We start from the raw sequence: 19,998 nt of genomic DNA on the forward strand, positions 1-19,998 counted from the left end.
GGTTCCCTTGACGGGAGAATAGTGAACGCTCTGGCGATATCCGCATTAACCTTTACGGCTGAAACAAGGAGCGCAGCCATGAAGGCCCTATTTTACGCCGCCGCAGGCGCGGCGGTCCTCATCGCCGGAGCGGCCGAGGCCCATCAGGCCGGCGCCCGATATAACGCCGCCGCCGGCTACGCCCGCGGCCCCGTGGTCCAGAGCCGCGCCCAGACCTGGTACAGCGACACCGGCTGGCAGGGCGGCTACGGCCCGATCGAAAGCTATGGCTATGGCTACGGCTACGGCGGCGCCGGGGTTCGTCCGCCGGTCGTGATCGCCCCGTCGCAGCCGCCGATCCAGCATGGCGGCTACGCCTATTCCGGCGTCACCCGCTCCATGCCCTTCGGCTATCCGGTCGACGGCTACGGCCGCTATCCCTGGGCGCGCGCCGGCTATGGCGGCTACGGCGGCCAGTATCAGGGCCAATATCAGGGCGGCTACCAGCAGGGCTATTATCAGGGCGGATACGGTCACGACTGCGGCCGCTGCGGCCCGCCGCCCCAGCCTATGCAGCCGGTGCATTACCGCGCCGAGCCGATCTATGTCAGCCAGCCGCCGGTCTATGTCTCGCAGCCGCCCGTCTATGTGGAATCGCCGCCGGTCTTCGTGCAGCCGGCCCCGGTCTACGTCGAGCCGGCCCGCGTCCACGTGGCGCCGCCGCCGGTCCATGTGGCCGCCGCCGACGTGCGCGTCGCCCCGGCCCAGGTCGAAGTGGCCCGCCCCAATGTCTACGTCGAGCCGCCGCGCATCGAAACCGCCCCGCCGGTCGTGAACTTCGACCAGGGCTATTACGCCGTGCCGCCCGCCCCGCCGGCGCCGCCGTCTCCGACCGAGCGGCCCTACCGCCAGGAACGCGGCGAACGCGGCTGATACGAAAAAAGGGCGGCGTCCGCAGACGCCGCCCTTCTTGTTTCACGTGAAGCAGACCCCTTACGGATCAAGCTCATAGGCCTCAGACCAGGGCGATCTCCTGGGTGATCGCCTGGGCCGCCGCGCGCGGATCGGCGACGGCGGTGATCGGACGGCCGATGACCAGATGGGTCGCCCCCGATTGCAGGGCGCTGGCCGGGGTCGCGGCGCGCGCCTGATCGTCCAGGGCCGCGCCCGCAGGCCGCACGCCCGGCGTCACGATCAGGAAGTCCTCGCGCCCCGCCGCCATGGCGATCTCACGCGCCCGGCCCGCCTCATGCGGGCTGGAGACGACGCCGTGGATACCGGCCTCCAGCGCCTGACGCACCCGCTGCTCCACCAGTTCGGCCGCCGACAGACTGTGGTCGTCCGCCTTCAGATCGTCGTCGGTCAGGCTGGTCAGGACGGTGACGCCCAGAATCTTCAGGTCGGATCCCGCCGCCCCGCGCGCCGCCGCCGCCATCACCTGGGGCCGGGCGTGGACGGTCAGCAGGTCGCAACCCGCGTTCGCCAGCACCGCCGTCGCCTTCTCCACCGTCGCGCCGATGTCGTGCAGCTTCCAGTCCAGAAACACCCGGGCGCCCGACGCCTTCAGCTCGCGCGCCAGCCCCATGCCGTCCGAGGCGAACAGCTGCAGCCCGACCTTGTAGAAGCCGACCGCATCGCCGATCCGCTCGACCAGGGCGCGCGCCTCATCGGTCGTCGGCACGTCCAGGGCGCAGATGACGCGCGGGTCGAAGGGGCGATTAGGGCGATCTTGCGACATTTCCGGCTCTCGGCGGCTTGCAGGCGCGCGCGGATGCCCCGATAGGTGAGACAAGGGGTCGCGGTCGCGCGGCGGGTTTTCTAAGGCGGGGGCAAGCAATGAACGCGGTCGATCTGGGGGTCAACCTGTTCGTGGCGCTGTTCGCCCTGCTGGACCCGATCGGCAATGTGCCGATCTTCGCGGCGGCCACGGCGGGCGCCTCCCTGCGTCAGCGCATCACCGTCTCGGCCATGATCTGCGCCTTCGCGGCGGTCTTCCTCGGCTTCTTCTTCTTCACGGGCCTGGGCCTGCTGCAGTTCTTCGGCATTTCGCTGGCCGCCTTCCGCATCGCGGGCGGCATCCTGCTGCTGCTGCTGGGTCTGGACATGGCGCGCGAGGACTTCCTGAAGATTTTCGCCGACGCCGACGCGACGACCGACGCCCAGGACGTGCGCGGCTACGCCAAGCGCCGGTTCAAGCGCCTGATCGTGCCCTTCGCCATTCCCCTGATGATCGGACCGGGCGCCATCTCAGCCATCATCATCCAGGCGGGCGAGGCCCAGAAGCTGGGCGCGGCGGGCACGGCCGCGTCGCTGACCGCCATGGTCGCCGCCTGCGTCGTCACCTTCCTGTGCTTCGCCGCCACCGGCCCGATCAGCCGCATCCTGGGCGACGTGGGCATGGCCATCGTGGTGCGGGTGCTGGGCCTGATCCTGTGCGCCCTGGCGATCCAGTTCATCCTGATGGGTCTGGGCGAAGCCCTGCCGGGCATGTTCAGCGCGGGCGTCACCACCCCCTACCCCTCGGGCGGGCACTAAAAGCTCTAGAGGCGGTCCAACCGTTTGGCGTGGCCGCCGACCATCTTCAGCGCCAGGGCGTCCGGCAGCAGCCCGCCCAGCGCGGCCAGCACATTATTGGCGAAGCCCGGCGTCACGCGCGGCCGGTTGGCCTCGACCGCGTCCCAGCCGATGCGGGCCACGCGGTCGGCGTCCATCCACATCCACTTCGGATAGGCGGCCGAGACCTGATCGCGCGAGCCGTTGACGTCGTGGAACTCGGTATAGGTGTAGCCGGGGCACAGGGCGGTGACGTGCACGCCGGTCCCCTGCGTCTCCAGCCACAGCCCCTGCGACGCCTTGATCAGGAAGCTCTTGATCGGACCGTAAAGCGTGTCGCCGCCCGTCGCCGGCATCTGTCCGGCCAGGGAGGCCACGTTCAGCACCCGGCCCCAGCCGCGCGCGACCATGCCGGGCAGCACCATGCGCGACAGCTCGACCGGCGCGCTCAGCATGACGCGGATCATGGCGGCGTGGTCCGCCGGATCGGTCGTCAGAAAGCCCGTGGTGCGACTGAAGCCCGCATTGTTGATCAGGCCGTCGACGCTCAATCCTCGCGCCGCGATCGCCTCGGCCAGACGCACAGGCGCCTCGGGCTCGGCCAGGTCGGCGACGATGACCGTCGCGGCGACGCCGTGCGCGGCGGCCAGTTCCTCGGCCAGGGCCTGAAGCGGCCCTTCGCGCCGGGCGGTCAGGATCAGGTCATGCCCCCGCGCCGCGCAGACGCGCGCCAGGGCGGCGCCGATGCCCGCCGAAGCGCCGGTGATAAGGATGGTGCGCCGCGCGTCCCCCAAGACCGCCACGTCAGGCGGCGTCAGCGTTAGGACAGGCCGGGTGTGGCGCAAAGGCGCGCAACACCTCGGGATCTTCTTCCAGCAAGTCAGCGATGGTGATCTTCGACAGGGCCGCGCCCGCCGCCTGATCCGCCGCCGTCAGGGCCTTGGCCACCTGACGCGGGATGTGTTCGCCGACCGGACAGCCCTTGGCCCCAGCGGGCGGCGAGCCCAGATGGGCGCAGCCGTTCACGGCCTTCAGCACCTCGTCCAGGCAAATGGTCTCGGGCCGGCGCAGCAGCCAGGATCCGCCAGACGCGCCGGGGCGCGTCGCGATCAGCCCCGCCTTCGCCAGCAGGGCCGTGACCCGACGGATCACCACCGGATTGGTCGGCACCGACGCGGCCAGAACGGCGCTCGGCTCGGCCTCGGTCGCCGAATAGGCGCCCTTGTGGGCCAGATAGGCCAGGGCGTGGGCGGCGACGGGAAAACGTTGGCTGTCAGACATCAGGGTTCATGCTCCTGATGGGAAGGTAGGCCTTCCGAGAGCGTTTCACAAATCCATCCGTAACAAAAACTGTTTCCGTATAGCTCCGCTAGGCTCCGGCCTTGCGCGCAAAGCCCCAGGCCGCGTCCGAAAGCGGGCCGACCTGGGCCGCCATCGCCCGCGCATGGGCGCTGGCGGCGGTGCCGTCGCGCACCCGTCCGGCGATGCCCTGGCAGATGGCCGCCAGCCGGAACAGATTATAGGCGAACAGCCAATCCAGGTTCGTCGGCGCCGCCGTCCCGGTCTTCTGCGCATAGCGCTCGACCGTCTCCTCGACCGAAGGAACGCCCAGCGCCTTCAGATCGGACCCGGCCAGGCCGTTGCGCAAGGACGCCGGGATCACCCAGGCGATCAGCAGATAGGAGAAGTCCGCCATCGGGTCGCCCAGGGTCGACAGCTCCCAGTCCAACACCGCGCGCACCTTCGCCTCGGCCGGATCGAGGATCAGATTGTCGAGGCGGAAGTCCCCATGCACGATCCGCGTCGGCCCCTCGGGCGGCAGGCTGTCGGGCAGGAAGGCGATCAGCCGATCCATGGCCGCGATCGGCTCGATCTCGGAGGCGCGATACTGTTTGGTCCAGCGCCCCACCTGGCGCGCGAAATAATTCCCCGCCTTGCCGTAGTCGGCCAGGCCCACAGCCTCCGGCTCCAGCCGATGCAGCGCCGCCAGCGTATCGACCTGGGCGTCATAGACGTCGCGGCGCTCCGGCGGCGTCAGACCCGGCAGCTTCAAGTCCCAGAAGATGCGCCCCTCGACCTTCTCCATGACGTAGAAGATAGAGCCGATGACGCCATCATCCGTACACAGAACATAGGGGCGCGCGACCGGAAAACCCTGGGCGTGCAGGGCCGAGATGACGGCGAACTCCCGGTCCACGGCATGGGCGCTGGCCAGCAGCGCGCCCGGCGGCTTGCGACGCAACACATAGCTCCGGCCCGGCGTGGTCAGCTCATAGGTCGGGTTGGACTGGCCGCCCTTGAACTGGCGGATGGTCAGCGGCCCGGCGTAACCCTCGACGTTCGCCGCCAGCCAGGCGTCCAGCGCCGCCTCGTCCAACCGATGGCGGTCGTCCACCTCGCGCGTGCCCGAAAACGCAGTTTGAGCGTCCAATGTCTGAGCATCCACGGCCTCGGTCATTCTCCCTCCTCCGGCTGGGCGGCGATGATGGCGGCCCTGACCGCGCCGCGCCAGCCCTTGAGCAGCCGCGCCCGCGCCTCGGCTCCCATACGCGGGGTCCAGACGGCGGGCGCCTCGGCCGGAGCGGTCCACAGGGCCTCGGTCAGACCGACGCCATAGGCCGCCAGCCGCGCCGCGCCCATGGCCGTCATCTCCTGGAAGGCAGGGCGTTCGACCTCGACCTCGCAGATGTCGGCGACGAACTGCATGGCGAAGGCGTTGGCGGTGACGCCGCCGTCGACCTTGAGCCGTTTCAGCGGCGGCGCCCCGTCCTTCGTCAGGGCGTCCAGCAGGTCGCGGGTCTGATAGGCCAGGCTCTCCAGCGCCGCGCGGACCATGTGCGCCGGTCCGCTGTCGCGGGTCAGGCCGACGACCGTACCGCGCGCCTCCGGCTCCCACCACGGCGCGCCCAGGCCGGTGAAGCCGGGGACCAGATAGACCCCGCCGTTGTCCTTCAACGTCTGGGCCATCGCCTCGGACTGACGCGAGTCCGACAGCACCTTCAGCCCGTCGCGCAGCCACTGGATCGCCGACCCGGCCGAAAAGATGGACCCCTCCAGCGCATAGGCGGCCTCTCCGCCCGCCGCATAGCCGAGCGTCCCCAGCAGGCGCGAAGTCGAGGCCACCGGCGCCGCCCCGACATTGGCGACCAGAAAGGCGCCCGTGCCGTAGGTGATCTTGGCGTCGCCCGCCGTCAGCGCCCCGTGGCCGACAAGCGCCGCGTGCTGATCCCCCGCCGAGCCGTGAATGGGCAGGGCGCGCCCCAGCAGGGACGCATCAGCCTCGCCCAGCAGGGCGTCGCAGTCGCGGATTTCCGGCAGGGCCTCGATCGGCACGCCGAACAGGTCGCACAGATCCTGTCGCCAGGCGCGCGACGTCAGGTCCATCAAGCTGGTGCGGCTGGCGTTGGTGGCGTCGGTGACGTGGCTGTCTCCGCCGGTCAGCTTCCAGATCAGCCAGGCGTCGATGGTGCCCAGCTTGACCTCGCCGCGCGCCGCCCGCTCGCGCGCGCCGGGCACGGCGTCCAGCAGCCAGGCGTATTTCGACGCCGAGAAATAGGGATCGAGGATCAGGCCCGTCGCCGCCTGCACCATCGCCTCATGCCCTGCCGCCGCCAGCTTGCCCGTCGCCTCGGCCGTGCGTCGGTCCTGCCAGACGATGGCGCGGTGCAGGGGCTCGCCGGTCGCCGCGTCCCAGATGACCGAGGTCTCGCGCTGGTTAGTGATGCCGATGGCGGCGAAGCGGCCGACGCCGCCCGCCTTCCTGACCACCTCGCGGCAGGTCTGCAGCGTCGCGCGCCAGATCTCGGCCGCGTCATGCTCGACCCAGCCCGACTGCGGGAAATGCTGCGCCAGCTCGATCTGGCTGACGGCGACGGCGTGGAAGGCCCCGCCTTCATTCTTGTCGCCTACCGGGCTTCGCCCTGCTTGAGGCTGTGAAACTTCAAACGCGATCGCCCGCGTCGAGGTCGTGCCCTGGTCGATGGCGAGGATCATATTTGCTTGCATGATGTGAGTTATGCAGAGCCTGCGCCGCGACGTAAGAGGGAAGCCATGCATACGCCCAGCTTTAAAGGCGTCGTCGACGCCGCCCGCCAGATCGCCCCCGCCGCCGTCCGCACGCCGTTGATCGAGCATCCGGCCCTGAACGAGGCCGTCGGCGGTCGCGTCCTGATGAAGGCCGAGACCTTTCAGGTGGCGGGCGCCTTCAAATTCCGCGGCGCCTATAATCGCGTCAGCCGACTGAACGAAGAAGAGAAGACGCGCGGCGTCGTGGCCTATTCCTCGGGCAACCACGCGCAGGGGGTGGCGGCGGCGGCCAAGGGCGTCGGCGCGCCCGCCGCCATCGTCATGCCGTCCGACAGTCCAGCGGTGAAGGTCGAAGGCGTGCGCGCCTTCGGCGGCGAGGTGCGCTTCTACGACCGCTGGACCGAAAGTCGCGAGGCCATCGGCGCCGAGATAGCGGCCGAGCGCGGCTCGGTACTGGTCCCCCCGTTCGACGACCCCTTCATCATCGAGGGCCAGGGCACGGTCGGGCTGGAGATGCTGGAGCAGGCGGGCGTACCGATGGACCAGCTGCTGTGCGGCGCCTCGGGCGGCGGGCTGATCGCCGGGATCAATCTGGTCATGGCCGAACAGAGCCCCGACACCCGCGTCATCGTGGTCGAGCCCGACGCCTTCGACGACACCCGCCGCTCGCTGGAGGCGGGCCAGCGCACCGCCCATCCGCAAGGGTCGCCGTCCATCTGCGACGCCCTGATGGCGCCCATTCCGGGCGAGCTGACCTGGCCGATCAACCGGCGGCTGGCGGGCGCCGCGACCGTCACCGACGCCGAGGTCGCCGAGGCCATGCGCTTCGCCTTCCGCTGGCTGAAGCTGGTCATAGAGCCGGGCGGCGCCGTGTCCCTGGCCGCTCTGCTGTCAGGCAAGGTCGAAGCGAAGGGGCTGACCACGGGCGTCGTCCTGTCGGGCGGCAACGTCGACCCCGGCCTGTTCAGCGAAATCATCGAGGGACGCTTCGAGGGGTAGGCCTTGCCTCCGCCCCTTCCCCGCGCAAGGCTGGCGCAAACGGGAGGGGCGTCACATGACCAAGGCCAGCGAACTTCAATCCCTGATCGGACAGGAGGTCGGCGTCAGCCGCTGGTTCGCGCTGGATCAGGCGCGCATCGACGCCTTCGCCGGCCTGACCGAGGACGAGCAGTTCATCCACGTCGACCCCGAGCGCGCCAAGGCGACGCCCTTCGGCGGGACCATCGCGCACGGCTTCCTGACCCTCAGCCTCGCCTCGGCCATGAGCATGGATGCGGTCGCCCCGCTGGATGATCTGGTCATGGGGGTGAACTACGGCTTCGACCGCCTGCGCTTCCTCGCCCCGGCGCCGTCGGGATCGCGCGTGCGCGGCCGTTTCAAACTGCTGTCAGCCGAGGACAAGGGGGGCGGCCGATGGCTGCTGAAGCACGAACTGACCGTCGAGATCGACGGCGGCGACAAGCCCGCCCTGATCGCCGAATGGCTGACGATGCAGGTGGTGAAGGCCTAAACTCTCCCCGCTCATCCCGGCGGACGCCGGGATCCAGTCCTTTGGCCTCAGCCGCCATGCTTGCAGCTCTCACTGGGCCCCGGCGTCCCCCGGGGTGAGCGGCGTATCAGGCGTTCAATCCCCCAGGCACCTCAGCGCCACTTCCAGATTGCGCAGGCCGTCTTCGCCGCTGACCGCCGCCGTCTCGCCGGTGCGGATGGCGTGGATGAAGGCCTCGTGCTCCTTCTTGAGCGGCTCGGCGGGCCAGGCGTTCAGCATCCGCGTCGAGTAGGAGCCGTCCGGCTGCTGGCCGAAGAATTCTGTCACCTGGCGGGTGATCAGGTCGGCGACGATGAAGCGGTTCTTGGTCGCCACCTGCAGGACGCGGGTCTTGTAGGGCGTGACCCAGTTGGTGGTGATGTGGGCGATCACCCCATTGTCCATACGGAACTGCAGCAGGGCCGAATCCTCGCGCGAGGCGTGGGTGTGGCCCAGCAGCGACTGGACCTCGGTCATCTCCGACCCCGTCAGGTGGCGGATGATGTCGATGTCGTGCACCGCCAGGTCGATGACCACCCCGACCTCGCCCATGCGCGGCGGGAAGGGGCCGACGCGGGTGATCTGGATGGAGATAATCTCGTCGCCGTCGATGGCGCGCTTGACCGTCTCGACCGCCGGGTTGAAGCGCTCGACATGGCCGACCATCAGCACGCGGTTGTTGGTCTTGGCCGCGTCGATCATGGCCTGGGCGTCGGCGACCGTGGCCGCGATCGGCTTCTCGACCAGCACATGGACGCCCGCGTTCAGCAGGGCTACGCCCAGTTCGGCGTGATAACGGTTCGGCGTGGCGATGACGGCGGCGTCCAGTCCGGCGGCCACGAAAGCCTCGGCGGTCGTCACGGCGGTCGCCCCATAGGCGGCGGCCACGCCCTCGGCCGTCACGGCGTCGGGATCGAAGACGGTCGTCAGCTCGACGTCGCGCAATTCGGACAGGACGCGCGCATGGTTGCGGCCCATGACGCCGGCGCCGGCGACGCCGATCTTGAGGGGGGTCTGATGGAGGGTCATGCGGATCAGGCCTTGAAGCTGGCGACGGCGGCGATGATGCGGTCCTGGGTGTCCGCGTCCAGATCAGCGTGCATCGGCAGGCTGATCACCACATCCTTCAGCCGCTCGGTGACGGGCAGGCCGCCCGCGCCGCGCGGATAGTGCTCATAGGCGGGCTGAAGGTGCAGCGGGATCGGATAATAGACCGCCGTCGGCACGCCCTGATCCTTCAGATGCGCGGCCAGGGCGTCGCGGTCCGAATGCTCGACCGTGTACTGCGCCCAGTTGGAGACATTGCCCGCCGGGACATCCGGAACCTTGGCGACGTGCGGGTGCAGGCCCTCGTTGTAGCGGGCGGCGGCGGCGTTGCGCCACTCGATCTCCTGCGCGAAGACCTTCAGCTTCTCGATCAGGACGGCGGCCTGGATGGTGTCCAGACGGCTGTTCAGGCCGATGCGCATGTTCAGATATTTGGGATCGTGGTCGAAGGTCCGGTCCTTCAGATCCACCCCGACCGCCTTGCCGTGAACGCGGATGGAATCCATCAGCTGGGCCAGGTCGTCGTCATTGGTCAGCACCGCCCCGCCGTCGCCGTAGCAGCCCAGCGGCTTGGCCGGGAAGAAGCTGGTGGTGGTCACATCGGCCCATTTCAGCGGGTGCGCGCCGTCGATGGTGCAGCCGAAACCCTGCGCCGAATCCGAGATCAGCTTCAGGCCATGTTTGTCGCAGATCGCCTTGAGCGCCGGATAGTCGGCAGGCTGGCCGAACAGGTCGACGGCGATGACCACGCGCGGGGTCAGGCGGCCCTCGGCCTTGATCCCTTCGATGGCGCGCTCCAGCGCGGCCGGGTCCATGTTGTAGGTGTTTTCGTCCACGTCGACGAAGACCGGCTCGGCGTCGAACCAGGGCACCACCTCGGCCGTGGCGGCGAAGGTGAAGCTGGGCACGAAGACGGCGTCGCCGCGCCCGATCCCCCAGGCCATCAGCGGCAGGGCCAGGGCGTCGGTGCCGTTGGCGCAGCCCAGGGCGTGCTTGGCCTTGCCGAAGGCGGCCAGGTCGGCCTCGAACTGTCGCACCTGCGGGCCCATGACCCAGGCGCCGCCGATGACGGCCTCCTGAACGGCGGCCTCGATCTTGCCGCCGAGGCGCAGACGCTGGGCCTGAAGGTCGATGAAGGGAATGGTCATTGCGATGTCGCTCTCTCGATGGGGCCGGCGCGGGCGGAAGTCCAAGGCTCCGGGGCGCGGACGCAAAGGCGGGTCGTCTGTGTCAGCCTGCGTCCTAGCAAAGCGGGGGGGTGCTGAACAAACCCCCCGGAGTCACTTCGCGTTGCCGGATGCAACGAAAACCATGGCTTGGCAAAATCCGCGACCCTGCCTAAGCCCGAACCATCATGATCTTGTCAAACGCACAAATCCGGGTCCGCGACTGGCTGTTTCGCCAAGCCCTGCCGCTGTGGGCGACCGCTGGCGCCGACTCCGAAGGGCGTTTCTATGAGAAACTGGATTTCGACGGTCGGCCCATCACCGGCTTGCCGCGGCGCACACGCGTCCAGGCGCGACAGGTCTATGTCTTCGCCGAAGCGGCTTCGCTCGGCTGGATAGAAGGCGAGGCTTTGGCGCGGCGCGGGCTCGAGGTTCTGATCCGCGACAATCAGCGCGACGACGGCTTGTGGGTCCGCACGACCAACGATGCAGGAGCCGTTCTGGACCCGACGCCGGACCTCTATGACCTGGCCTTCGTCCTGTTCGGGCTAGCGGCCGCCCACCGGGTGCTAAAGGACGAACGCGCCCTGCCCTTGGCCCTGGCGACCCTGGCGGCGATGGAAGCCGGCATGGCCGATTCCCTTCATGGCGGCTGGCACGAGGCCTTGCCGCCGAGCCTGCCCCGACGCCAGAATCCGCATATGCACCTGCTGGAGGCCCTGTTGTTCTGGCAGGCTGCGGCGCCGCATCCCGCCTGGGACAACGCTGCGCGACGCATCCTGGACCTGTTCGCCACGCGTTTCTTCGACGCCCGCTTCGGCGTCCTCGGCGAGTATTTCGCCGCCGACTGGTCCATCGCCCCCGACGCCTTGGGCGAGGTGGCCGAGCCAGGCCACCACATGGAATGGGTCTGGTTGCTGGATCAGGCCCGTCGTCTGGGCCTGCCCGGGCACTCCGACAAGGCCGATGTCCTGTTCCGCGTCGCCCTGGAGCGGGGCTTCGACGCCGAGGGGCACGCCCTGCGCGAGATCGGACGGGAGAAGGGTCTTCTGGACGCCGGCCGCCGCCTGTGGTGCCAGACCGAGACCCTGCGCGCCTTGCGGCTGCGCGGCGAGATGGAACGCGCTGACGCCCTGCTGAACGGCATCTTCGCCACCTATCTGGCCACGACCACGCCCGGTCTGTGGGTCGACACCTACGACGCTGACGGACGCTCTCAGGACGCGGCCGTTCCAGCCTCGACCTTCTATCACCTGATGACGGCCTTTTCGGCCTTGCTGACGGAAACTGCATGACCCAGCGCCCGGCCGCTTTTCTCGACCGCGACGGCGTGTTGATCGTCGACAGCGGCTTTCCTCACCGGCCCGACCAGCTGGTGCTGATCCCCGGCGCGGCCGAGGCGGTGAAGCGGCTGAACGAGGCGGGCTATGTCACCGTCATCGTCACCAATCAGTCGGGCGTGGCGCGCGGCATGTTCAGCGAAGAAACCATGCACGACTTCAACCGCCTGCTGGTCGCGCAGCTGGCCGACGGCGGGGGACGCATCGACGCCGTCTACGCCTGTCCTTTCCATGCCGAGGCGGCGGACGAACGCTATCGCCACCCCGACCACCCCGACCGCAAACCCAATCCCGGCATGTTGTTGAGGGCCGCCGCCGAGCACGACCTCGACCTCTCCCGCTCGCTGATGATCGGCGATCAATCGTCGGACATGGAAGCGGCGCGGCGCGCAGGCGTGGCGGGCCATCGCTTCATCGACGGCGATCTCGATCAATTCGTCCGCAATCTGCTTCCCGGCTGATCGCTATTCTGCATTTGATGAATTAACATCGCTGGAACGGAACTGCTGTTCGGAGACGATCCATGCCGATGACCACCCCGCTGGCCGACCGCCATGTCGAGCGGCGCTGGACCTCGCCGGACGGCCTCAGCCTCTACGCCCGCGACTACGCCCCGGCCGAGGGTCCGGCGCGCCTGCCGGTCATCGCCATCCACGGCCTGACGCGCAACAGCGCCGATTTCGGCGTCATCGCCGGCCTGATCGCCCACAGCGGCCGCCGCGTCCTGGCCGTCGACGTGCGCGGGCGCGGACGCTCGGACCGGGCGCCCGATCCCATGACCTATACGCCGGATGTCTATGCGAAGGATGTCGTGGCCCTGATGGAGCAGGCCGGGATCGAGAAGGCGGTCTTCCTCGGCACCTCCATGGGCGGGCTTATCACCCTGGCGCTGACAGCCATCAAGCCCAAGGCCATCGCCGCCGCCATCCTCAACGACGTCGGCCCCGAGGTCGCGGCCGAGGGCCTGGCCCGCATCGCCGCCTATACCGGCCAGCCGGTCATAATCGAAAGCTGGGACGACGCGACCGCCTACGCTCGGCGCATCAATGAGGCGGCCTTCCCTCACTATACGGACGCCGACTGGGCCGCCTTCGCCCGCCGCGTATTCCGCGAGCGGACCGAAGGAGCGCCCGTGCTGGACTATGACCCCGACATCGCAGCGCCGATCAAGGCGGCGGGGTCCAAGGCGCTGGTTCCCAACCTGTGGCCCTCGTTCTGGGCGCTGGCGCGCAAGAAGCCGACCCTGCTGGTGCGCGGCGGAACCTCGGACCTGCTCAGTTCCGCCATCGCCGACAAGATGAAGAAGGCGGCGCCCGCCATGGCCTATGCCGAGGTTCCCGGCGTCGGCCACGCCCCCATGCTGGATGAGCCCGAAGCGCGCGCCGCCATCTTCGAGTTTCTGGCGGAAGTGGGCTGAGGCAGCCTGCCGGGCCTCCCGCAGCACGAGGCCAGGTCGACCAGCGACATGGGCCTCAAGTAGCGCGAAGCGCGGTAGGCCCCCTAAATTATGCCTTCTTCACGAACTCCGTGCGCAGAACCAGGCCGCGCACCTTCTCGACGTTGGCCTCGATCTCGTCGGGGTCGCCGGTCAGGCGGATGTTCTTGACCAGGGTTCCGCGCTTCAGCGTCACCCCGCCCGAGCCCTTGACCTTCAGATCCTTGATCAGGGTCACGCTGTCGCCGTCCGACAGGAGGTTGCCGTTGGAGTCCTTGGTGACGTCGTCGCTCATGATCAGTCCTGTCTGAAATGGAAGAAGGGCCGCCGCATCAGCGACGACCCTCGTTCAGATGGCCTATTCGCCCTGACGCGCCTGGGCAAGCGCGATGCGCGCCTGAAGGTGCTCGTCCTGAGCCGTGGCGGCGGAAATGGCGTTGAAGCGCTCGATCTCAAGGCCCGAGTTCTGGATGGCGGCGGCCATCTGGGCTTGCTGTTCGGCGTTCGGTTGGGCGCCGTTCAGGGCGCGGGCGATGCCCGAGATCTCGCCCATGGCGGCGGCGAACTGACCGGCTTCGGCGTCGGTGACGCCGGCCCCGACCGAGCCGGGCGCGGACGGCGTCGCGCCCGCCACCGCCGCGCGGGCCTGCAGCATCGGATCAGCCGAAACGGCGGCCGAAATGGCGTTGAACCGCTCGACGGCCAGGCCCGAGTTCTGCACGGCGCCGGCCATCTGGGCCTGCTGCTCCTCGGTGAGCGTTCCGTTCTGGACGGAGGCGGCCACGCTCTGGACGGTCTTCATGGCGGCGGCGAACTGGGCCAGTTCGGCGTCGGTCGGTTCGCCGGCTGCGGCTGGCGCGGCGGCGGGCGCCGGTTCAGCGGCGTCCTGCGCCAGGGCGGGCGCGGCGGTCAGGAACAGGGCGGCCAGAACGGCGGTCGGGGCGGCGGCCGTTGCAAAACGCATGGCGTATCCTTCTTCAGCCCCGAACGCTCAGCCCAAGGCTGACCCGGACAGATCCGGGCTCTCCCGCACGACCGGGTGTGTCAGGCTCACAGAGGGCGGGGAGAAGAAAACGCTAACCCGCGCCGCGCGGGCGGGTAAACCCCAGGCGGGTCGTTTCAACCCCCGCGCGCATCAGTCCGGCGTATTGGCGTCCAGCTCGTCCAGCCACACCCGCGCCGAGGAATCCGACGGCGCCCGCCAGTCGCCGCGCGGCGACAGCGACCCGCCCGTCACCACCTTCGGCCCGTTCGGCACGGCCGAGCGTTTGAACTGGCTGGTCTGGAAGAAGCGGATCAGGAACTTCCGCAGCCACCCCTTGATGGTCGGCAGGTCATAGGCGACGCGCTCGCCCTGCGGCAGGCCGACCGGCCAGGCGCCCGTCGCCGCATCGCCCCAGGCCTGATGCGCCAGATAGGCGACCTTGGACGGCTTCAGGCCGAACCGGCTGATGTAGAACAGGAAGAAGTCGTTCAGCGCATAGGGGCCGACGATGCTCTGCGTCGACTGGATCGCCCCGTCGGCGCCCGCCGGCACCAGCTCGGGCGAGATCTCGGTGGCCAGGATGGCGTGCAGCGTCGGCGTCGCCGCCTCGCCCACCAGACCGCGCTCGGCCACCCAGCGGATCAGGTGCTGGATCAGGGTCTTCGCCACCCCGCCGTTGACGTTGTAGTGGCTCATGTGGTCGCCGACGCCATAGGTGCACCAGCCCAGGGCCAGTTCCGACAGGTCGCCGGTGCCCAGCACGAAGCCGTGGTTCTGATTGGCCAGACGGAACAGATAGTCGGTGCGCAGGCCCGCCTGCACGTTCTCAAAGGTGATGTCGTGCACCGGCTCACCGTCCGCGAAGGCGTGGCCGATGTCGCGCAGCATCTGTTCGGCGGCGGGGCGAATGTCGATCTCGGCCCCCGTCACCCCCAGCGCCTTCATCAGCGCCCAGGCGTTGGACTTGGTGCCGTCCGAGGTGGCGAAGCCCGGCATGGTGAAGGCCAGGATGCCGGTGCGCGGCAGCTCCAGTCGATCAAAGGCGCAACAGGCCACCAGCAGGGCTTGGGTCGAATCCAGCCCGCCCGAGACGCCGATCACCAGCGTCTTCGACCCTGTCGCCGTCATCCGCCGCATCAGGCCCTGAACCTGAATATTGAAGGCCTCGAAGCAGTCCTGATCCAGACGCGCGGCGTCGTCCGGCACGAAGGGGAAGCGGTCCAGCGGACGGATCAGGGCGTCGGTCGTCGCTACGCTGCGCGTCTTGAAGTGGATCGGAGTCGGACGCTCCACGGCCTCGCGACGGGCGCAGTCGGCGAAGGTGCCGTTGCGCAGACGATCCAGACCGATGCGGTCCACATCCACGTCGGCGACCGTCAGATGACTGTGCAGGGCGAAGCGCTCCCCCTCGGCCAGCCTCGCGCCCAGCTCATGGATGGTCGCCTGCCCGTCCCAGGCCAGGTCGGTTGTGCTTTCGCCCCAGCCCGAGGCGGCGAAGACATAGGCCGAGAGCGTGCGCGCCGACTGGCTGGCGCACAGCAGGGCGCGTTCATCCGCCTTGCCGATGACGATATTGGACGCCGACAGGTTGCACAGGATACGGGCGCCTGACAGGGCCAGCCGCGTCGAAGGCGGCAGCGGCGCCCAGAAGTCCTCGCAGATTTCAACGCCGAAGACGAAACCAGAAAAGTCTTCAGCCCCGAACAGCAGGTCCGGAGCCATGGGAACCCACTGCCCCGCCAGCGGCACGTAAGTCGGGCCCGCGCCGATGTCTTGGGCCGAGGCGAACCAGCGTTTCTCATAATATTCGCGGTAGTTGGGCAGATAGGTTTTCGGAACAACCCCAAGAACCTTGGCGTTCGCTACGACTACGGCGCAGTTATAGAGACTGTCGCCGCTACGGATCGGGGCGCCGATGACCGCCGCGACGCCAGCCTCTCCCGCAGCCAGGGCGAGGCGACGAATATGCGCCTCCACTTCCTCCAGCAGGGCCGCCTGCATGTGCAGGTCGTCGATGGCGTAGGCGCTTAAGGACAGTTCGGGGAAGACCAGCAGGTCTGCGCCCGCTTCGCCCGCCTGACGGATCAGCCGTTCATGTTCCTCGGCGTTGGCGGCCGGGTCGGCGACATGGACCACCGGGGTCGCGGCGGCGACGCGCACGAAGCCGTGGGTGCGCGGTGCGTGGAAGGGGTGAGAACCGTGGGAAACCATCAATCCATCCGCTCATCCCGGCGGACGCCGGGAGCCAGTGAGAGCCATAGGCACAGACCTTACGGCCTTCCCGATCAATATAGGGTTGCGCCGCGAAGCCAAAGCACTGGCTCCCGGCGTCCTCCGGGATGAGCGGTTTGTAGTGACCTGCGAACCGCTGTCGGCTAAGGCTCACGTCATGAGCGATACGCCCAAAAAAGGCTGGTTCCAGCGGCTGAGCGAAGGCCTGTCCCGGTCTTCGAAACAGATGACCGATCAGGTCGTCTCGACCTTCGTCAAAGAGCCCCTCTCGGAGGAGGCGCTGGAGCGGCTGGAAGAGCATCTGATCGAGAGCGATCTCGGCCCCGCCGCCTCGGCCCGCATCGTCGAGCGGTTCCGCGAGCTGCGCTTCGGCAAGACCTCCGACGAGCGCGAGGTCAAGGAGGCGCTGGCCGAGGCCGTGGCCGCCGAACTAACGCCGCGTCAGGCGACGTTCGACCCGCTGTCGGGGCCCAAGCCCTACGTCGTCCTGTTCGTCGGCGTGAACGGCTCGGGCAAGACGACGACCCTGGGCAAGATCGCCTCGGACCTGACAGCCAAGGGCGCCAAGGTGATGATCGTCGCCGGCGACACCTTCCGCGCCGCCGCCCGCGAACAGCTCAAGGTCTGGGCCGACCGCGCCGGCGCCCATTTCGAGAGCCGCCGCGACGGCGCCGACGCCGCCGGCCTGGCCTTCGACGCCTTCGCCAAGGCCAAGGAAGAAGGCTTCGACGTCGTGCTGATCGACACGGCCGGGCGGCTGCAGAACAAGTCCACCCTGATGGACGAACTGCTGAAGATCGTGCGCGTGCTGAAGAAGGTCGACCCCGACGCTCCGCACGAGACCCTGCTGGTGCTGGACGCCACCGTCGGCCGCAATGCGCTGGAGCAGGAAAAGATCTTCGGCCGCACCGCCTATGTCTCGGGCGTGGTGATGACCAAGCTGGACGGCACCGCGCGCGGCGGCGTCCTGGTGCCCGTGGCCCAGGCCTCGGACGCCCCGATCAAGCTGATCGGCGTCGGCGAAGGGGTCGAGGATCTGCAACCGTTCGACGCCCGCGCGTTTTCCCGATCCCTGGTCGGGCTTGAGGACTGAAGCGTATGAGTGAAGCGACCGAAACCAAGCGCCCGCAGTGGATTCGTCAGGCCGTCGACTTCGGCGCCCTGGTCGCCTTCATGGCCGCCTATTTCATCACCCGCGACATGATCAAGGCGACCTGGGTTCTGGTCATCGCCTCGATGATCGCCCTGGCGGTGGGCTTCATCCTGGAGCGGCGTCTTGCGCCCATGCCTCTGATCACCGGCGGCTTCGCCCTGGTGTTCGGCGTCCTGACCATCGTCACCGACGACGACCTGTTCGTGAAGCTGAAGCTGACGGTGCAGAACGGCCTGCTGGCCGCCGTCCTGCTGGGCTCGCTGCCGCTGAAGAAATACCCGTTCAAGGCCCTGCTGGGCTCGGCCATCAAGGTGACGGACGAGGCCTGGCGCAAGCTGACCTTCCGCTACGGCCTCTACTTCCTGGCCGTCGCCATCGCCAATGAGGTGTTCCGCAGCCCGACCGCCGTCACCGCCATCTGGTCGGCGCTGAACCTGGGAACGCCCGATCCCAACGGCGTCTGGACGGCCTTCCGCGGCGTGCTGTGGATCGCGGCCTCCGTCTTCGGCCTGTCCCAGGTGCCGCTGATCCTGAAGAACATGACCAAGGACGAGGAACGCGGCCCCGTCTCCCCCGACACGGGCCTTTAGTTTTAGAGCGTCTCGCTTCTCGCCGTCACCCTCGGGTCAAGCCCGAGGATGACGGAGTGAGTGGCCGTTTCACGCACCCATTCCGGGCCTCAAGTAGGGCGAAGCCCGATAGGCCCGCTAAACAAAGGCCTCAAGCAGCGCGAACGCGCGGTAGGCCCGCTTAAATGTCTTCAAACCGTCAGCCTTAACGTCGTCAAAGCGTTAAGCCGGGCTGTTAGCTGTTGCAGCATCATCCGGCCACGGCCGGTATCGGGCTGTTCGGGAACGAAGACGATGATCAAGTCGGGCAAGCAGGCGAAGATCAAGGGCGGGCTGGCGGAATCGCCCAGCCATCTGATGCACCGCGCGTTGCAGCTGGCGCTGGACATCTACGCCGAGGAAGCCGGGCCGGACGGCCTGACCCAGCGCCAGTTCGCCGTGCTGGAGGCCGTGGCCGCCCGCTCGGGCCTGACGCAGACGGACTTGGTCAAGGCCACCGGCATCGACCGCTCGACCCTGGCCGACCTGGTGGCGCGGATGACGACCAAGGGCCTGCTGGAGCGCGAACGCTCGACGCTGGACGCCCGCGCCAAGGCCGTGCGCCTGTCGCCCGAGGGCGAGGCCGCCCTGCTGGCCGCCCGCCCGCGCGTCGAGGCCGCCGACAAGCGGATCATGGGCCTGCTGCCCAAGTCCAAGCGCGACAGCTTCCTGGACCTTTTGTGCAGCCTGTCCGACGCCGCCGACGCCGCGCCCGAACAGGCCCGCGCCGACATCAAGGCGGCGAAGAAGGCGGCCAAGGACGCCAAGAAGGCGGAAAAGGCCGCGCGCAAGGGCGACGGCAAGGCCGACGGCCGCGGCAAGAAGAAGAAAAAGGGCGAGCCGGTCGTGGAGCAACCGCAGACCGAAGATCAGACCGACGCCGTCGTGGTCCCACTCAAGGGCTCGGCTGAAGGCTGACCGCGCCCTAAACCCGAATGTCGAGCAGGGAGCCGGGGCGTTGCAGGCGCGACGTCGGCGCCGTCTGCTCGACCGGCGCAGAAGCCGCCGCAGCGGGACGCGTCGTCTCCTCGACCGCTGTCGGCGCCGCCAGCCCCATGGCCTGGCGGAAGAAGGCCGACTGGGCCGTTCTCAGGGCGTGGGCCGCACCGCCCGCCTGGGGCGGAAAGGCCGGCCGCTCGGACGAAATCGCGGACATGGGCTGAGGATGCCCGTGCTTCGTCTAGATATGGTTAATACGCGATTCACCCTGTTTCGGGCGATCGCCTCAACGCGCGGGGGCGTTCAGGGCGTCGGTCAGCTTCTTCAGGTCCGCGTCGGTCAGGATCGGCCCCGAGGACTTGGCGACGATGGTCCCATAGGCGTCGACGGCGAAGCTCTCGGGCACGCCCGACACGCCCAGGTCCAGCCCGGCGCGCCCCTCGCGGTCGACCAGCACCAGGCGATAGGGATCGCCCAGCTCTTCCAGGAAGGCGTCGGTGGCGACGGGATCGTCCTTATAGGCCACGCCGACCACGGCGATCCCCTGTTCCTTGAGCTTCATCAGATGCGGATGCTCCAGACGGCACGGCGCGCACCAGCTGGCGAACAGGTTGACGATCATCGGCTTGCCGACGCCCGCCGTCTTCAGGTCCAGCAGGTCGTCACTGGCCTTGCCGTCCGCCAGGATGGGCAGGACCGTCGTCTCCGGGATCGGCTGGCCGACCAGGGCGTCCGGCTTATAGGTCGGGCCCGCGGCGGGATCGCCCGCCATCCGGTCCATCTGCGTCATCAGGAAGATTCCCAGCGCCGCCAGGACGGCGATGGGCAAAAGGGCCAGCCAGCGTTTCATTTGCGCGCAGCCTCCAGCCGGGCCAGCTCGCGCTTCCAGCGGCGGGCGGCGATGAGGGCGCGGGCCGACAGGGCGGCCAGCACAACGGCGCTGATCCCCCAGGCGGGCCAGACGAAGGCGCCGTAGGGGCTCATGTCCAGATCAAGCACGAAGCGCC

General features: G+C 68.7%; 23 protein-coding genes. 10 read left to right on the plus strand and 13 right to left on the minus strand.

Annotated elements, in window-relative coordinates:
• Positions 1-78 precede the first annotated feature (78 nt).
• Entirely contained in the window at positions 79-912 is an 834-nt protein-coding gene (locus EGK63_RS01405; RefSeq protein ID WP_125899578.1) for a hypothetical protein, read from the plus strand.
• A gap of 82 nt (positions 913-994) precedes the next feature.
• Here the strand turns inward: EGK63_RS01405 and pyrF are convergent, their stop codons facing one another.
• The gene (pyrF, locus tag EGK63_RS01410; RefSeq protein ID WP_125899579.1) at positions 995-1,717 is read right to left on the minus strand and encodes an orotidine-5'-phosphate decarboxylase; all 723 of its coding nucleotides are present in this window, start codon (positions 1,715-1,717) and stop codon (positions 995-997) included.
• Between the two features lie 98 nt (positions 1,718-1,815).
• Between pyrF and EGK63_RS01415 the strand changes: the two genes are divergently transcribed.
• Complete coding sequence (locus tag EGK63_RS01415; protein ID WP_125899580.1) at positions 1,816-2,514, plus strand: MarC family protein; 699 nt, start codon at positions 1,816-1,818, stop codon at positions 2,512-2,514.
• A 5-nt stretch (positions 2,515-2,519) separates the two neighbouring features.
• Here the strand turns inward: EGK63_RS01415 and EGK63_RS01420 are convergent, their stop codons facing one another.
• The 4 genes from EGK63_RS01420 to glpK form a co-directional block, all read right to left on the minus strand.
• Complete coding sequence (locus EGK63_RS01420) at positions 2,520-3,326, minus strand: SDR family oxidoreductase (protein WP_125899639.1); 807 nt, start codon at positions 3,324-3,326, stop codon at positions 2,520-2,522.
• Positions 3,327-3,336: 10 nt separating this feature from the next.
• The gene (locus EGK63_RS01425; RefSeq protein WP_125899581.1) at positions 3,337-3,813 is read right to left on the minus strand and encodes an Rrf2 family transcriptional regulator; all 477 of its coding nucleotides are present in this window, start codon (positions 3,811-3,813) and stop codon (positions 3,337-3,339) included.
• Between the two features lie 88 nt (positions 3,814-3,901).
• A complete protein-coding gene (locus EGK63_RS01430; RefSeq protein WP_125899582.1) occupies positions 3,902-4,990 on the minus strand; it encodes a phosphotransferase family protein in 1,089 nt (362 codons plus the stop codon).
• Positions 4,987-6,525, minus strand: coding sequence for a glycerol kinase GlpK (glpK, locus tag EGK63_RS01435; RefSeq protein ID WP_125899640.1), 1,539 nt, complete (start codon positions 6,523-6,525; stop codon positions 4,987-4,989). The genes EGK63_RS01430 and glpK overlap by 4 nt, the downstream gene beginning before the upstream one ends.
• 57 nt (positions 6,526-6,582) lie before the next feature.
• Here glpK and EGK63_RS01440 point away from each other — a divergent pair, with 57 nt between their 5' ends.
• Together EGK63_RS01440 and EGK63_RS01445 are read left to right on the plus strand one after the other, a co-directional pair.
• On the plus strand, positions 6,583-7,557 hold the full coding sequence (locus EGK63_RS01440) for a threonine/serine dehydratase (RefSeq protein ID WP_125899583.1): 975 nt from the start codon (positions 6,583-6,585) through the stop codon (positions 7,555-7,557).
• Positions 7,558-7,612: 55 nt separating this feature from the next.
• On the plus strand, positions 7,613-8,068 hold the full coding sequence (locus EGK63_RS01445) for a MaoC family dehydratase (protein WP_125899584.1): 456 nt from the start codon (positions 7,613-7,615) through the stop codon (positions 8,066-8,068).
• Between the two features lie 114 nt (positions 8,069-8,182).
• On the opposite strand, the gene EGK63_RS01450 is transcribed toward EGK63_RS01445, so the two are convergent.
• Together EGK63_RS01450 and EGK63_RS01455 are read right to left on the minus strand one after the other, a co-directional pair.
• Entirely contained in the window at positions 8,183-9,115 is a 933-nt protein-coding gene (locus tag EGK63_RS01450) for a Gfo/Idh/MocA family protein (protein ID WP_125899585.1), read from the minus strand.
• A gap of 5 nt (positions 9,116-9,120) precedes the next feature.
• A complete protein-coding gene (locus EGK63_RS01455) occupies positions 9,121-10,281 on the minus strand; it encodes a DegT/DnrJ/EryC1/StrS aminotransferase family protein (protein WP_125899586.1) in 1,161 nt (386 codons plus the stop codon).
• Positions 10,282-10,487: 206 nt separating this feature from the next.
• Here EGK63_RS01455 and EGK63_RS01460 point away from each other — a divergent pair, with 206 nt between their 5' ends.
• The 3 genes from EGK63_RS01460 (at position 10,488) to EGK63_RS01470 (ending at position 13,056) form a co-directional block, all read left to right on the plus strand.
• Positions 10,488-11,594, plus strand: coding sequence for an AGE family epimerase/isomerase (locus tag EGK63_RS01460; RefSeq protein WP_243637522.1), 1,107 nt, complete (start codon positions 10,488-10,490; stop codon positions 11,592-11,594).
• Positions 11,591-12,100, plus strand: a complete 510-nt coding sequence (locus tag EGK63_RS01465; protein WP_125899588.1) for an HAD-IIIA family hydrolase — start codon at positions 11,591-11,593, stop codon at positions 12,098-12,100. Before EGK63_RS01460 ends, EGK63_RS01465 begins: the two co-directional genes overlap by 4 nt.
• 62 nt (positions 12,101-12,162) lie before the next feature.
• The gene (locus EGK63_RS01470) at positions 12,163-13,056 is read left to right on the plus strand and encodes an alpha/beta fold hydrolase (protein WP_125899589.1); all 894 of its coding nucleotides are present in this window, start codon (positions 12,163-12,165) and stop codon (positions 13,054-13,056) included.
• 88 nt (positions 13,057-13,144) lie between these two features.
• On the opposite strand, the gene EGK63_RS01475 is transcribed toward EGK63_RS01470, so the two are convergent.
• From EGK63_RS01475 to EGK63_RS01485, 3 genes are all read right to left on the minus strand, one after another.
• Positions 13,145-13,369: an alkylphosphonate utilization protein gene (locus EGK63_RS01475; protein ID WP_003166615.1), complete on the minus strand. Its 225-nt coding sequence runs from the start codon at positions 13,367-13,369 to the stop codon at positions 13,145-13,147.
• A gap of 63 nt (positions 13,370-13,432) precedes the next feature.
• Positions 13,433-14,038: a DUF4168 domain-containing protein gene (locus EGK63_RS01480; protein WP_125899590.1), complete on the minus strand. Its 606-nt coding sequence runs from the start codon at positions 14,036-14,038 to the stop codon at positions 13,433-13,435.
• A 171-nt stretch (positions 14,039-14,209) separates the two neighbouring features.
• Positions 14,210-16,270: an NAD(+) synthase gene (locus EGK63_RS01485; RefSeq protein WP_125899641.1), complete on the minus strand. Its 2,061-nt coding sequence runs from the start codon at positions 16,268-16,270 to the stop codon at positions 14,210-14,212.
• Between the two features lie 178 nt (positions 16,271-16,448).
• On the opposite strand from EGK63_RS01485, the gene ftsY reads away from it, so the two are divergent.
• From ftsY to EGK63_RS01500, 3 genes are all read left to right on the plus strand, one after another.
• The gene (gene ftsY, locus EGK63_RS01490; RefSeq protein WP_125899591.1) at positions 16,449-17,384 is read left to right on the plus strand and encodes a signal recognition particle-docking protein FtsY; all 936 of its coding nucleotides are present in this window, start codon (positions 16,449-16,451) and stop codon (positions 17,382-17,384) included.
• A 5-nt stretch (positions 17,385-17,389) separates the two neighbouring features.
• Positions 17,390-18,034: an inner membrane-spanning protein YciB gene (locus EGK63_RS01495; protein ID WP_125899592.1), complete on the plus strand. Its 645-nt coding sequence runs from the start codon at positions 17,390-17,392 to the stop codon at positions 18,032-18,034.
• A 273-nt stretch (positions 18,035-18,307) separates the two neighbouring features.
• A complete protein-coding gene (locus tag EGK63_RS01500; RefSeq protein WP_125899593.1) occupies positions 18,308-18,970 on the plus strand; it encodes a MarR family winged helix-turn-helix transcriptional regulator in 663 nt (220 codons plus the stop codon).
• A gap of 7 nt (positions 18,971-18,977) precedes the next feature.
• Here EGK63_RS01500 and EGK63_RS01505 read toward each other — a convergent pair whose 3' ends face one another.
• The 3 genes from EGK63_RS01505 to ccmD form a co-directional block, all read right to left on the minus strand.
• Positions 18,978-19,208, minus strand: coding sequence for a hypothetical protein (locus tag EGK63_RS01505; protein WP_125899594.1), 231 nt, complete (start codon positions 19,206-19,208; stop codon positions 18,978-18,980).
• Between the two features lie 69 nt (positions 19,209-19,277).
• Positions 19,278-19,841 carry a DsbE family thiol:disulfide interchange protein gene (locus tag EGK63_RS01510; protein WP_125899595.1) on the minus strand — a complete coding sequence of 188 codons (564 nt, stop codon included), beginning with the start codon at positions 19,839-19,841 and terminating at the stop codon, positions 19,278-19,280.
• Positions 19,838-19,990 carry a heme exporter protein CcmD gene (ccmD, locus tag EGK63_RS01515; protein WP_003166605.1) on the minus strand — a complete coding sequence of 51 codons (153 nt, stop codon included), beginning with the start codon at positions 19,988-19,990 and terminating at the stop codon, positions 19,838-19,840. The genes EGK63_RS01510 and ccmD overlap by 4 nt, the downstream gene beginning before the upstream one ends.
• Positions 19,991-19,998: the final 8 nt, after the last annotated feature.

Origin of the sequence: Brevundimonas sp. 357, assembly GCF_003938605.1 — a bacterium.
Classification (GTDB): domain Bacteria; phylum Pseudomonadota; class Alphaproteobacteria; order Caulobacterales; family Caulobacteraceae; genus Brevundimonas.